Genomic DNA, 14,965 nt, shown 5'->3' on the forward strand with positions numbered 1-14,965 from the left:
CAAAACTAAAACTTCAACTCCTGCACGTCACCTCCGGCCAACCGGGCGACGCGATGCAACGCTCGCCCTGTTCGCCCCCTCAATACCCTTTTTATTCCCCCGATCCGGCCAAAAACGGTACCGCCAGTCCCACAACAAACGGTGCCCGCACAGCAAATAATCCCTGCAAGATCAAGGCGGTAATACTGCCGTTTTTCCCGGTTTGCTTAGACCCGCTCAGTTTCGCCACATTGAAGTTGGGTAAAACGTACGGACGTGCTGGTTGGCTTTCGTCAATGCCCTGGTGCGATCCGGAAAATGCATGGTCATAAAGCGTACGCACAGCAATTCGGGGTGACGTCGGGCCTGCAAAATTCTCCGCCCGTTGCTTGGGTTTACCAGTTCACTGATGCAGACCGATGCGCTCACTCCCGGCCCGGCCCTATCAGTACGTTTATATGAGTGTTGTTCATCGTGCATCTACGATCTTTCACGAGCACTTTATTCTCCGGCCTGCCGGCCAAACGGGCGCTACTGATACTGGCGCTGCTGGTTCAGGGTGGCAGTGTGGCGGGTTATCTCTATCTGGAACGCGGCTGGATTGAGGCGGGGGTGGTGCAGAGCCTCAGAAACGTTTCGTCGATGCATATGCGAAGCTTCGAGCAACTCGAGACAACGTTGAATTATCAGCTCGCAACTGTTGCTGACGAAATGCAGGAGATGGGTGTCCACGCGGACAACCCGCAAAAAAGGAAGCTCCTGCTAAGCAAGGAAACAAAACACGGATGGCTTGATACCGTCGCGGTACTTGATTCAACCGGCAAGATCATTGCCCTTGACTCTGGCGTGCCGGTGGCGTCGGTCTTGCCGGCGACTGTTCTGGCCAATAACTCCTTCAAGGATTCGCCACAATACCGCTTGATCTATGATCGCTGGGTAGAATCCACCTCCGCTTTTGTCGCCCGCCCGTTTGCCGCCGAACTGGGAGGAGGTGGCATGATGACTTACCAGATGATCAGGTCGCCCGATGGCAAAACCATGGGCAGTGTTGTGGGCTTCACCAGCCTGCATAGCTTGTCGGTGCTGCTTAATACCGACGCAGTGCGAGGTTTCGATCTTGGCAAAGATGGCGTGCTGGCCATTCTTGATTACCACACGCGAGAAATGCTCTATCGCTATACCTATGCCGGGGATCCGCAAGCGGGGCATAAAGGTGGCGGGCAAACGATCAGCAGCTCATCTTTTCGGGACACCCGCTATGGCCCGGATGTGAAGTTTTACCGGTCTACGGTTGACGGGCTGGAGCGGCTCGTCGTGCTGGCCCCGCTGCACGACGCCCGCTGGCTGCAAATGGTCGCGCAAAGCAAAAACGAATACCTGTTTAACTGGCGTATCCAGGCCGCCATCACCGGCCTTGTATTTGCCTGTATCTGTGTCCTGCAATGGCTGCTGTTGGACGTATTTCACCAGAACCAGGTGCAGCGCAAAGTACTTGAATACGACGCTCTGCATGACCTCATGACGGGTCTGGCTAACCGGCGCAAATTTTTCAGCTGGACCGAGACGATCCAGCATCAGTCAGATCGGTATCGGCAGCCATGGAGCGTTCTGGCACTGGACGTGGACCATTTCAAGAAGGTCAACGATACCTACGGCCATGACGCAGGGGATGCGGTGTTGCGTACGCTCGCCGATATTTTGCGGGCCAACATCCGCGATTGCGATATTGCCGCGCGCTTTGGCGGAGAGGAATTCATCATTGGCCTACCCCAGACCGAACAGCACGGCGCAGCGGTTGTGGCGGAGCGCATCCGCCAGGCGCTGGCGGAAACGGTCGTTACGGTGAACGGACAGGATATCCGCTGCACCGTCAGCATCGGCATTGCTGAATACCAGCCACAATCTGGCATGAATATGCAAAACGTATTGAAACAGGCAGATGCCGCACTTTATCGCGCCAAAGCATGGGGTAGAAACCGCGTGGTATTGGCCAAAGACCTGACGGCACCTGCAATTGCTGCCAAGCCCGTCAAAGATGGGCGCAAGGTCAGCGTGACTCACTGATATCCGCCAGCCGAATCGGCAGAGCTGAAGATGAAATTGAAATAACCATCACTGACGCGCTGGCAAGCGTGTAGCCAAACCGGTTGTCGGCTACGATTTCACGAACCACTGCTAGCCAGCATCTCCAGAGCCATCCTGGTCTGTTCCGCAATCGTTAGCAACGGGGCGAAGCCCAGCGACAATCGCCTGCATTTGTCGTGCCAGGGCAGAATCCAGCTGTGCAACCACGTGATCGCGAGGCAAATCAGCGCCACGATTCAATTCAAGGCTCGCTTCCAGCTCGGCAGCCAGATTTTGCGTCTCCCGCGCGCCAATCATCGCGGCTAGCCCTTTCAAAGTATGGGCAAGACGCTGTGCCGTTTGCAGATCATTGCAGGTGAGCGCCTCTCTGATTACTTGAGCGGTTGCGGCCTGATTTTTGACAAAGGCCTGCAGAATTACGCGGCGACGGTCTGCATTGCGCGAACGGAACCAGGTGGCCGTCATATCCAGTCCATCTATTTGCAATGTTGCTTCCCGGTGGGCGAATGGTGGTATCAGTTGATGTGCGTTGCGGCTGCGGCAAGCCGGTCGACGCAACCAGCGGCATGCGAAGACACGGGTTGGTTCCGCTTGGGCAAAAGCCGGGCCGGACTGGACATGGCTTGGGTGCTTACCTGAGCATCAGCCCGAGTTGAGTCGGAATGTTAGCTGGCCGTTCTGATCACGCCCCAGCCAGCACAGCCTGACCCCTGCCCGATTGTCTGGCTCGAGCAAGCGCCTCATCCGCCCGGTTCGCGACGCCAGCCATACCTGCCTCCAGATCCGGAAAGGACGCGGCGACACCAATATGCACAGTGCAGCGGATCGTCCGATCGAGAAATGAAATGGACTGGTTAGCCAATACGCTGTGGATGCGTAGTGCTACTGCCTGGGCGTAGCCTTGCGTTGCCTGCCATAGACCTATCACGAATTCGTCTCGGTCCAGACGGGCGGCGATATCGCAATTACGCAAGCTGGCTCGCAAGACATCGGCAACCAGCGCCAGCGCAATGTCCCCGGCGTCATAACCGCCGGTGTCGGTAATCTGTTTGAAGTGCTCCAGATTCAGAACAAGCACGGCGTATGGCAATTGATCACGCACTAATGGCTCAGCCCAACAGAAAAACTGGTGCCGGCTATGCAGACCTGTGATCTGGTCAAGCGCAGAGCCGGGTGCAAACGTGTTGAGATTTTCCATAAGGAATCATCTCAAACTGCAGAAAGAAGTGACTGAGCAAATATGAGCAAATCGCAGATATTTAGCCACGTTGCGCGGCTGCATACAACAATAAGGTGAGACTCGCGCTAATTGCGCAATTCAATGGGATCGTGAAAGCGATAGCCTATATTACGCAAAGTAGTCACCGGTAATTCCAGCCCACACGCTTGTTCGACTTTACGGCGCAGGCGCCGCATCTGGGTATCCATACGGCGCTGATCATAGTCGAGAAAGCGTTCACCCAAGGCGCTAACAATGGATTGCCGGGAAACGTCACCGCCGCTTGCGAGTGCAAGCAGCACAACGTAATCTTGCCCGGATAACGGGATCGGCGGGAAACCAGGGGGAATGAGTTGGCGGGGAGCAGCCTGCAGAATCCAGCAGGGTAATGTATCGGCAACCAGACGGCGGCCCAGTGCTGCTACCGTGGCGTTCAATTCGTCTAAATCGGCAAGTTTTGAAAGGTAGTGATCAGCCCCGTCAATCAGGCCGCTCACTTTGTCATGGGTGGTATTACGGGCGGTCAGGACGATGATGCCAACCCGCTGACGAGCAGCACGTAGCTGTTTGATCAAGTCCGTACCGTCGCCATCCGGCAATCCGAGGTCGATGATGACAATTCGGTGTACAGCGGGAATAAACGCCTGGCGAAATTCGGCAATACTTTTAGCCACCGTAACGTCATGGCCGTTTTCACCCAAATACTCGGCCAATTCTTCGCAAAGAATCGGCTCGTCTTCCAGTAATACCAGATTCATGATCATCCCGAATAAACCCGGAAATTCCATGCCCGGGTTCGTTCATCATTGCTGCACTAACACGCGTGTGTTGAGGCAAAACGATGCGTCCGATCCGTATGACATGGTCCTATCCAATATTACGATACTTATTTTGTGTCGCAATGGGAGTTTGCGGACTTTGCCTGGCGCAGCCGGTGCAGGCGGAACCTCAGCCCATTGCTACGCCGTGGCTAATTGATAGCACCGCAACCCTCACAGCCAAAGACGCCGGGCGCGCCACAACCTGGAACCCGCCAGTCACCGAAGTGAATCATGGCTTTACCGCGGCAGCGATCTGGCTGGGTGTAAATCTCGATGCTGCCCATGGTCAAACCATTCTCGAATTGACCAATCCGATACTTGAAGACGTGCGGCTGTACCAACTGCAGAGCGATGGCTCCTGGCAGGAACAACGGGCTGGCAGAGCCGTAGCGCACAAGCTTTGGCCACTGGACACCATCAGCGTGGCCTTCGTCTTGCCGCCATCCACGGCGAGTACGCATTTCATGCTGCGGATCGCTTCGCGCACGTCCCTTTCCACCCGGGTGCAGTCCTGGTCCGCCAAAGCGTTCTATGCGCATACCGCCGAGGAAGGTTTCTGGCATGGCGTGTACTTCGGCGTGTCTTTCCTGGTAATCGCGCTACAGCTGTTTTTCTGGTGGTGGACGCGAGAAGCGTTTATGGGCTGGTATGGCGCCTATGCAGCAACCATCTTGCTGGTGGTGCTGCTCGCAAGCGGACTACCACGTCATCTTGCGGGCAGTGTGGCCGTTCCGCTCGGTGGATTTGCGCTGTGCATTTTGCCTTGGGTGGGGGCAAAACTTTCTTCCGGCATGCTGGATCTGCGGGACTGCCTGCCGCGTTACGGCCGAGCCATGCTCTATGGATTGGGCGCGGTTGCCAGCGTTGCTGCCCTGCTGACTCTGAGCGGTTTTTACGCACTAGGCGTCAGTGTTGCGGCCATTGCCTCATTGCTGTGGGCAATCACCACTCAAGTCGCAGCCTTTGTCCTGTGGCAGCGAGGTATGCGCAAAGCACTGTTTTATATGGTCACCTTCAGCATCTTTGATCTGGGTGCCGCTATCCGCTACCTGCGCAATCTGGGAGCACTCTCCCCCAGCGTGCTCACCGACTACAGCCTGCAGGCAGGCGCGTTAATTCATATGGTCATGATGAGTCTGTACATCATTTACCGCTACAACGCGCTGCGACGGGCTCTGGCTATCGAACAACTGGCCCATCAGCAGCAGCGCGATTTTGTGTCCATGGTGTCGCATGAGTTTCGCACCCCCATGGCCATCATTAATACATCGGCGCAGAAACTGGCCGCCAATCCAGACGGGCCCAAAGAGCGCTTCCTGCAACGCTGTACCAACATCCGTAATGCCTGTCTGCGAATGAGTAACCTGATCGACGAATATCTGTCGCTAGATCGCCTGGAATACGCCGAGCAGCCCATGCATCATGCCTGGTGCAGCATCCAGGAGTTGCTCGAGGAAGTGGCCGCCGACTTCCCATATCGGCGAGTGCACGTAATAACAAATGCCCTGCCCGCCAGGTTCTTTTGCGACCGTCAGCTTTTACGCGTTGCTTTGGGCAATCTGCTATCTAACGCCAACCGCTACTCGCCTCCGGATAAAGGCATCGAACTGCAGGCCGAGGGCGACGATACTGGGGATGTGCGAATACGGGTGGTGGACCATGGAGAAGGCATTGCCCCCGACGAACTGCCACGTATTTTCCAGAAGTACTTTCGTGGTCGAAATGCCAGCAGCAAGCCCGGAGCGGGACTAGGGCTGTTTCTGGTCGAACGCATTGTGCAACAGCATGGCGGCAAGCTGACGGTGGCCAGCCCGGCGGGCGAAGGCTGTAGTTTCTCGATCTGGCTGCCGCATACCACCGACCAGCCCTAGCCTTTCACGCAGCGTTGTTGCTTGAATCGGCTTGAGCAAAATCGCTTTCAGCAGCAGGAGCCCGCTACAGTCATGCCAGTCGCTCAGCGCCAGTTTCGGTGCTGGATTCAACGTAATCCGCCGGAATGAGCGGCAGCTGAATACTCAGAGTGGTTGTGGCGTTTTCGGTCGACACCGCAAAAGCGATCTGGCCGCCTTGAGCCTCAGTCAGCAGCTTGGCCGAATACGTACCAATGCCCGTACCGCCACGTTTGCCTTTGGTCACAAACTTGGAGAAAAACACATCCCGTATTTCGATCGGGACCATTCCTTCATTGGTGATGAAAATACACAGCATGTCACCCTTTTTCAGTTTGACGCTCACCAGGCCTTTCTCAGGCGCGGCCTCGCAAGCATTCTTGAGCAGATTCTGAAAAATCGACCAGGTGAGCATGGCATCACCGAATGCACGTGCCGGCTCCGTGCCTGCGGCTTCGTCTGCTTCCACGGAAATGGTCAATTGCTTGTGTTTGAATGCCGTACGTACAAGATGTACGACTCGCTGCAAAATATCTTCGACCTCAATCGGCTTGGCCTCCAGTACAAACCGGCCGGTTTCAATTTTGTACAATTCGGACGAAAGATTGATCATGCCAAGTAATTGCAAGCTCGTTTCCTCGGCCTCACGTAACTGATCAACCTGATAACGATTCATTTGCTTCATGGAATCTGTGGCAATCAGGTTTTGCAGCAGGCCGATTACACCGGCCAGGCCGCCTTTGAGGTCGTGACGCATGACATGTTCTACATCGTCACGCAGTCTGGCTGCCTCCAGCATGCTGTCATAACCCGCCTGGAGAGAGCGGTGCAGCGTCACGTAGCGCATGAAATTGCGGATGCGCAATGTCAGCTGGTCAGGATCGATGGGCTTGGTCACAAAATCAACTGCACCCAACTCTAGGCCGGCATGCCTGTCTTTGTCTTGTGCCAGGGCAGTGACAAAAATCACCGGAATACTCTGCGAGCCCGGGTGCTCGCGCATGCGTCGGGCGACTTCAAAGCCATCCATTTCCGGCATCATTACGTCGAGTAAAACCAGGTCGGGCGGCGTGGCTGAATGGCAAATTTCAAGCGCCTTTTCACCGTTAAGGGCAATGCGGATGCGGTATTCATCCTTGAGCAACTCCGCCAATACCTGAAGATTATCCGGCGTGTCATCCACCACCAGTACCGTGGGTTTCTCGGGTTGGGCAACCGGCTCATCGGTTGCCGTCTTTGCCAGCATTTCTTTCATTGCCGCGAGCGCTTTCGGCGGACGCGGTTTCCAGTTGATTGCCCTGTTGATGCTCGCTTCCAGCCGATCCGGCGAGTACGGCTTGACCAGTAAATCGCTCACGCCGTTGGCGATGGCCTGTTCAAGATGCCTGCGGTCTGACTCAGCCGTAATCATCACAAAGGGCAACCGACACAAACTCTCGTCGTTGCGCACTTCGCATAACAATTCAAAGCCGGTCATCACCGGCATGTTCCAGTCAGACAAGATGACATCTACCCGGTGCCTGCGCAGCAGCCGCAATGCTTCGGCCCCATTGCTTGCCGTGATGACTTGATCCAGCCCCAGTTGGCGCAATTGGGTCGTGGTGACTTTGCGCATGGGCTCAAAATCATCGACCACAAGTACCACCAGATCCTTGAATTTCTGCATTTATGCCTGCCTTGATTCTTGTGATTCCAGACTGCCGATCAACCTGGCTTTCTGTTCGAGCTCTGCGTCCGTATCGCCGTAGAACCTGGCAATAGCCTGGAACTCTCCCTGCAACTGGTCAAACGCATCGACAATGTCCGGGTCAAAATGCGTGCCGCGTCCAGCCAGGATGAGATTGGAGGCGGCTTCGTGCGACATGGGTTTCTTGTATACGCGCGGGCTGATCAAGGCATCGTAAACGTCGGCCAGCGCCATAAGCCGTGCACTGAGCGGAACACCATCGCCGGACAAGCCAAGTGGATAGCCGCTGCCGTCCCATTTTTCATGATGAGAAAAGGCGATTTCCTTGGCCAGCACCAGAAACTCGATCTGATAGCCCAGCATCTGCTCCATTTTTGCGATGGCAGCGCGCCCTTTTACGGCATGCGTTTTCATGATCTCCATCTCTTGCGGGGTCAGCTTGCCCGGCTTTAACAAGATGTGATCAGGAATACCCACCTTGCCGATGTCATGTAATGGCGCCGATTTGAACAACAGATCAATGTAGTAATCATCCAGCTGGGCGCTAAAGCGAGGGTGGTCGCGCAAGTGCTCGGCCAGGGCCTTCACATAGCGTTGCGTGCGCAAGATATGGTTGCCAGTCTCCGAATCGCGCGTTTCCGCCAGCGAGGCCATTGCAGCAATCGCCACACTCTGCACCGCTACCACTTCCCGCGTACGCCGCGCAATCTCGCATTCCAGATAGGTATTTTTGTCGCGCAGCAGATCCCTCATGCGTTTCAGGGCCAATTGGGCAGTTACCCGCGACACTAAAGTTGACGGAGAAATCGGCTTGGTAATGAAGTCGACAGCACCGACTTCAAACCCGCGAGCCTCATTTTCTTCATCCGAGTGGGAGGTAAGAAAGATCACCGGGACATCGCGGGTCGCCGCATTGATTTTAAGCATTTCGCAGGTCAGATAACCGTCCAGCCCATCCATCTCGACATCAAGCAGGATCAAATCCGGCATATCGCCATGCGCCAGCAGGGCAAGTGCCACTTCGCCGCTGCTCGCGAGCAAGAGCCGGAAGTCGGGCTCCAGCAAATGCGCCAGTATTTCCAGCATGGAAGGCGTGTCGTCGACCACCATGATGGTCGCCTTATCCGACGTTGTTGCAGACTTCATTACGAATCCCTTCCTTCAATTGCTGTGACTGCGGCCTGCAGCGCACTGCGGGCAGTCCCAAAATCAAACATCCGCATTGCCTGCTCTACCTCACGTATGTGTTGCGGCAACGCCTGCCGTAACAGCGGCGCGGACTTTTCAAATAATTCACCGGCCTCGGCATCGTCCTTGCTCAACAAGTGTTCGAGTCGGGCGCACAGTTTTCTGACCTGCTCGAGATCCGGACTGCTGCCCGGCTCCGCAGATAAAGCACTGGGGGTAGCAGGCAGCACCGCGGCGAGCTGGGCCAACAGCGGGTGCAGAGCGGCTTCCAGCGCGTTGATGCGTACCTCTATCAACTCTGCCGCATGCTGATCGCGTAACGCATGTTCGACCTCAGCGGCCAGCTGCTGCACCTGGACCGCACCAAGTTGCCCGGCCACGCCACGCAGGCTATGAAAACTGCGCTGTGCCGTGGCGGTGTCGCCTTGCGCGAGTGCGGCGCGAGCCTCGACAACCGCATTGCCATGGCTTTCAACAAAGCTGCCCAGCAAGCGCAGATATAACGCGGTGTTGCCGCGAATTCGGCGCAGCCCGGCGACCGAATCAAGTCCGTGGATGTGTGACAGCGTGGAGCCTAATTCGACTGGCGATGCGCTTGCAGCGGGTATTTCGGACTTGGCTGCGACCGGCTTGAGCCACCGTTGCAGCGTATTCCAGAGAGCCTCTGGCTCCACGGGTTTGGCGATATGGTCATTCATGCCGATTTCGAGGCAACGTTGACGATCTCCCGTCATGGCATTGGCGGTCATGGCGATGATTGGCAGGGTGTGGCCTTGACTGCGGATCATCTGCGTCGCCACGATGCCATCCATGACCGGCATCTGCATGTCCATCAGCACGAGGTCAAAGTTGTTTTCAGCGATTTTTTGCACCGCTATCGCTCCGTTCCCGGCCAGCTCCACGCTCAACCCGCCTTCTGCCAACAGCTCCATAGCGACTTGCTGGTTCAGGGCGTTATCCTCAACCAGCAAGATGCGCGCTGCCTGCAACTTCGGAACCTGGAAGGAGCCAGTGGTTAATGCGTAGGTGGGTCTGACGACGCCAGGCGTGGCCAGAACGTTGGCGATACAGTCATGCAACTGGCCCGAACTCACTGGTTTGGGCAGCGTGCCATTGATACTTTCCGAGGCCGCCTGCAGCCGGATCTGCTCATTGTCGTAAGCTGTCATCATGACAATGCGTGCGGGGCGTGACGGACGGTGCGAGCGTATATGCCGACTGGCCGTGAAGCCGTCCATGCCGGGCATATTGCTATCCATAAAAATAATGTCATAGGGCTTGCCCATCTCATCCATCGCAGCAACGCGCTCAATTGCGGCCTCCCCCGATGAGGTGGCATCAACCTCCAGCCCCAAGTGGTTGAGCATGCGTGTTTGCGTTGTGCGGGCGCTGTCGTTGTCGTCCACGACCAGAACCTTGGCGCGCGGCAGTATTTCGTTTCGCTGCGCTGCATCACCTGGCACCGCCGGAATACCCAGACTGGCCGTAAACCAGAAGGTGCTGCCCACTCCGTAGGTGCTCTGCACCCCGACTTCGCCGTGCATCAGACCTGCCAGCATTTTGCAAATAGCCAGGCCCAGACCGGTGCCACCATATTTGCGGGTGGTGGACGTATCTGCCTGCCGGAAAGAATGAAATAACAGACCGCGCTGCTCATCGCTAAGGCCAATGCCCGTGTCCTGCACGGCAAAATGCAGAACCGCCGCCTGCCCTTGCAACTCACCCAGTTGCACGGAGAGTTTGATCTCACCCTCATGGGTAAACTTGATCGCGTTATTGATGTAGTTGATGAGCACCTGCCGCAGTCGCACCGGATCGCCAATCAAGCGGCGTGGCACGTCATGGGCCACATCGAATATCAGTTCAAGTGATTTGACCGATGCTTTTTCGATGTGCAGCGCGCCAAGATCGTCCAGCAATTTGTCGAGGGAAAATTCCACCTGCTCGATGTCGAGCTTGCCCGCTTCAATTTTGGAAAAATCCAGAATATCGTTAATGATGCCCAGCAGATGCTGGCTTGAATCCTGAATTTTTTTCAGATAGTCGCGTTGTTTGGGCGTCAAGTCAGAGCGCGTCGCCAGATGGGCCATGCCGACGATCACGTTCATCGGTGTGCGAATTTCGTGGCTCATATTGGCCAGGAAATCACTTTTGGCCCGTGTCGCGATTTCCGCATCATCCTTGGCGGCCGCCAGCTGCGCGGTTCGTTCTTCAACCAGAGCTTCAAGATGCTGCTTGTAGGATTCGAGTTCGCTGCGCGCCAATTCCGCATCTTCAGCCAGACTGATAGCCGCCGCCCGTTCATCCTGCATGATCAGCGCGCTTTGGCTCAGGCGCTGTTCAACCCGTCGATTGCGCCGGTCCTGCAAAGCGGTAGCCGCAATCAGATTGGCAAAGTGTTTCAAAAAACCAATGATTTGCGGCAGTCTGGTTTCGTCCAGTACCGCATCTGCATCGTTCAGGACACCCGTTGTCGTCAAACGAAAAGGCGCAGTGCGCAGAACGGCGACTTGCTGAGCATCAACCCAAATCGGCGCGGCGCAAGCGTATACACCTGCAACGCCATGATAAATCGCACACTCGCTGGCAATGGACTGGGGGTCGCTGCCATCGACACGTTGCATTGCGGCGAGGGAAAAATCCTCGCGCCAATCCGACGCGACCACCAACACCCCATTTTGATCGAAGATGGCAGCATTGATGCCCAACAGGTCGCAGTAATCAACAAGAATACGCTGTGTTTCAACGGTCACCGGCAATACCGGAATATCTGGCGTAATTGCCGTGGAGCCGATAGTTGGCAGTGATGTGGGCGGCGCCAAGACTTGTGCGGGCGCATCGCCGTCCACTTGCTCGGGCGAGTCATAGATGGGTGAATGACCCAGCTCCAGCGCCAACGCATTCACCTGCCGCTTCAATTCGATAACCCGGCTTTCTCGCCCTAATGCCAGCCGGTTGAAGCGCTCGATTTCATCGATTTTTTTGCGGTCGGATACATCGACAAACGTCCCGATCACGCCGCCTGGCGAACCATCGGCTTTGCGAAAACTGGATATGTAATAGAGGGTGTCATGCACCAGCCCATCCGCAAAAGATAGAGACATCTCACGCTGCACCGAAGAACCGCTGGCTACGAGCTCTTTATGCTCCATGTGATGGGCATGGCGATCAGCCTCCGGCATAAAGTCCAGGTCCAGCACCTGTTTGCCGATGAGCGCCTCACGTTGCATATTGAATGTCTGCTCGTATGCTCGATTGAAGCCCAGATAACGCAGGTCAGCGTCTTTGTAGAAAATGGGATAAGGAATCGTGTCGATCAAAGCCTGCAACAGCGCGGTATGGTCACGCTCCTGTTGCTCAGCCCGGCGCAGTTCGGTCGCATCATGAAAGAACACGACAGCGCCGTCCTGAATGTCATCTTTATAAAGCGGCGATATGCCGTAGTTGATCGGCAGAAGCGATCCATCGCGACGCTGCATCAGGCCACTAAACCGGCTGCCGTAGGCACTATTGACTCCAGCACCTAGATCACTGCCTGAATCGGGCATTTGGTCATCGGCAAAGTGCGATTCACAAGCAGCCAGCTCATCAATGCTTTTGCCCAGCAACTCTGCTTCCTGGTATCCAAGCACTTCCGCCGCATATGGGTTGATAAACGTCAGCCGGTTATCGGCCCCCAATCCCATCACGCCATAACGGGCAGAGGTCAGAATCATGCGATTGAGCTGCTCCAGCTCCGCCTGTTTGGCTTCGTCAAGCTTGCGCTGGGTGATATCGCGCACAGCCGCACAAATATAGGTGCCTGCAACGGTGTGTTTGGGCAAGACAGACAAGCGCACGTCCACCGGAAACTCGCTGCCGTCACGGCGCAATCCGCGTACGTTCGCGTTGGTGGAAGACATCGATCGTGCCACTGCCTCCACGGCATAACCATCGCGCAGCGCTGGATGCCGTGCCCGCGCTGCTGTTGGTAACAAGACTTCAATTGGCTGCCCGAGCAAGCCACCACGCGAATAGCCAAACATGCTCTCCAACTGGGTATTACTCAGCACAATAGAGCCACATTCATCGACAACCAACATGCCGTCTGGAGCCGACTCAATGATGCTGCGGTACCAGGCTTCGGTGACCGCCAGTTGTTCTTGCTGTTCTTCCAGCAGACGGGTCTTCTCGGCGAGTCGTCGATTGAGTTGTTCCAGCTCCTCGCCATGTTCCTTTAACTGCTGCCCCGAAATAGCCAGCGCATCGGCCTGAATCTGCGTTCTTTCGAGCAGTTCCTGCGTTCGCAAGGTGCGCAGTAAAACATCCAGACGCGGCTCAACAATCAGCGACAACCGATCAAGCGCATACAGTTCGCGCTCGCTAAAGCTATTGAACGAGGCAAACTCGATCACGGCCATCTGCGCGCCGCCCAACTGAAGTGGCAGCACAACCAGATTGAGCGTGGCATCAGCCCGATCGGTTACAACCAAAGGCCAGGACGAGGCAGGGACTCCATTGACTGACATTGGCTTTTGAGCAGACCGGGCCTGAACCAACAGACGCTCCGCCACCTGCGCGCGCGCAGCGCCTTGCTCTTCGGTCAGGCCATAGCCACCGATATAAACAAACTCGCCGCCTGCTTCGCGTTCCAGATAGAACGCTGCCCGCTCGCAACGCAGCATCGGCGCTGCTGCGACCAGCAGTTGCTCGGCAAATCCGGCCAGGCTTTCCTGTTTTTGCATGACATTTGCAATGTATAACCAGCCTTCCGTGGTCCACTGCTGATCCTGCAACCGACTCGCAAGATTGTTGTACGCAACGGCAATCAGGTCGATCTCGTCCTTTCCGGCAACGCTGACACGTACCGAGAGATCATTCCCGGCGGTAGCCTGGCGCATCGCCGCGTTAACCCGGCCAATCTTGCGATTGAGTTGTCGTAGCATGCCGTACGCCCAAGCCGTACCAAGCAATACCGCAAGCGCCAGAATGGACCCGGTCACCAGATAGGCCCGCATTTGATTGCGATGTGCGTTTTCGAAATTGGCTTTGGCCACGCGCAATTGCAAATCAATCAACTGATCGATGCTGGCGAAAACCTGCGCAAAGTTGTCCTCCAATTCGCCATGTTCCAGCTCAGTCAATCCCGCACTGTTTTTCGCGGTTATGAGCGAGTCCAGTCTGGCCAATGTGCCGTCGGCCGCGTCCATGCTCAGACTGGTCTGCGCCACCAGTTTTTTTTCTTCGTCAGTCAACGCAGTTTTGAGATAAGTATCCCATCGGGCATGAATCGAGATTTTTGCCTGCCGAATGCTCGCCTGGGCCACGTCCCAGTCGATCTTTCCTGCTCCTAGTTTGTGAACGACCTCCAGCGCATGCTTGGCATACAGATCTTCAATGCGCTTAAGCTCGGCCAGGCTGGTTACCCGGTCGTTGTAGGTCGTTTCAAAATCAGACTGGATAGAGGCTACCCGGTAGACGTTATTTCCGCCTTGCACGAGCATCAGAAAAAGGCCGCCAAACAGCAGCATCAGCAGCTTGGCCCGAATCGTCATTTCCGAGTTTATTTTGGTCAATTTCAATTTAGTGCTCTCATTCATAAACTTGGTCAGGAAATGCTCAATTCAAATAAATTCGAGATATCGCACACCGTGCAATATCCGTTGGCGACAACAACAGATTGTTTGGCTACCCTTTCAAATCGGCCAATTCACAGTGCCGGGTGAATCTGGATAGCTGGATCGGCTTGATTGCCGCTTGCCCTGACCCTAAGCCAGGCCGGGAGCACTAAGCGCCCGGATTTCTGATCCATCAAGCGATCAGCCGCTATGCCGCACGGCGGGTACACTCGCCACTCGCTGGAGGTGCCATCGCGCTTGACGGATCGAGGAAATGTCTCGTCGCCATGAGGCGCTCTTTTTTACATTCCGGATGACTATTGGGCGCCAATAATCGTTATCCTGTTTGCTTTGCAAACAGCCTGCAATGCACTGCAATTCGCTATCAGCCGAACAGTCCGTTTTCTATTTTCAAGAACAGATTTCTGAAAATAACATCATCCGGAATTTCAAATCTGAGCAAAGCTGAGCATTGTAAATAACGCCAATAAACCCGAAAA

General features: G+C 55.6%; 8 protein-coding genes. 2 read left to right on the top strand and 6 right to left on the bottom strand.

The window, feature by feature from the left end; all coding sequences use genetic code 11:
- Positions 1-453 precede the first annotated feature (453 nt).
- Complete coding sequence (locus N7220_RS08305) at positions 454-2,043, top strand: sensor domain-containing diguanylate cyclase (protein ID WP_283150982.1); 1,590 nt, start codon at positions 454-456, stop codon at positions 2,041-2,043.
- A gap of 111 nt (positions 2,044-2,154) precedes the next feature.
- On the opposite strand, the gene N7220_RS08310 is transcribed toward N7220_RS08305, so the two are convergent.
- From N7220_RS08310 to N7220_RS08320, 3 genes are all read right to left on the bottom strand, one after another.
- The gene (locus tag N7220_RS08310; protein WP_283150983.1) at positions 2,155-2,529 is read right to left on the bottom strand and encodes an Hpt domain-containing protein; all 375 of its coding nucleotides are present in this window, start codon (positions 2,527-2,529) and stop codon (positions 2,155-2,157) included.
- Positions 2,530-2,746: 217 nt separating this feature from the next.
- Positions 2,747-3,262: a GGDEF domain-containing protein gene (locus N7220_RS08315; RefSeq protein ID WP_283150984.1), complete on the bottom strand. Its 516-nt coding sequence runs from the start codon at positions 3,260-3,262 to the stop codon at positions 2,747-2,749.
- A gap of 107 nt (positions 3,263-3,369) precedes the next feature.
- The gene (locus tag N7220_RS08320) at positions 3,370-4,041 is read right to left on the bottom strand and encodes a response regulator transcription factor (protein ID WP_283150985.1); all 672 of its coding nucleotides are present in this window, start codon (positions 4,039-4,041) and stop codon (positions 3,370-3,372) included.
- 176 nt (positions 4,042-4,217) lie between these two features.
- Here N7220_RS08320 and N7220_RS08325 point away from each other — a divergent pair, with 176 nt between their 5' ends.
- Complete coding sequence (locus tag N7220_RS08325; RefSeq protein WP_283150986.1) at positions 4,218-5,975, top strand: sensor histidine kinase; 1,758 nt, start codon at positions 4,218-4,220, stop codon at positions 5,973-5,975.
- 70 nt (positions 5,976-6,045) lie between these two features.
- On the opposite strand, the gene N7220_RS08330 is transcribed toward N7220_RS08325, so the two are convergent.
- Genes N7220_RS08330 through N7220_RS08340 form a run of 3 tightly spaced genes read right to left on the bottom strand, consistent with a single transcriptional unit; the run spans position 6,046 to position 14,402 of the window.
- On the bottom strand, positions 6,046-7,659 hold the full coding sequence (locus tag N7220_RS08330; RefSeq protein WP_283150987.1) for an ATP-binding response regulator: 1,614 nt from the start codon (positions 7,657-7,659) through the stop codon (positions 6,046-6,048).
- Entirely contained in the window at positions 7,660-8,826 is a 1,167-nt protein-coding gene (locus N7220_RS08335) for an HD-GYP domain-containing protein (protein ID WP_283150988.1), read from the bottom strand.
- A complete protein-coding gene (locus tag N7220_RS08340; RefSeq protein WP_283150989.1) occupies positions 8,826-14,402 on the bottom strand; it encodes a response regulator in 5,577 nt (1,858 codons plus the stop codon). The genes N7220_RS08335 and N7220_RS08340 overlap by 1 nt, the downstream gene beginning before the upstream one ends.
- Positions 14,403-14,965: the final 563 nt, after the last annotated feature.

It is taken from the genome of Silvimonas soli, assembly GCF_030035605.1.
Lineage (GTDB): Bacteria > Pseudomonadota > Gammaproteobacteria > Burkholderiales > Chitinibacteraceae > Silvimonas > Silvimonas soli.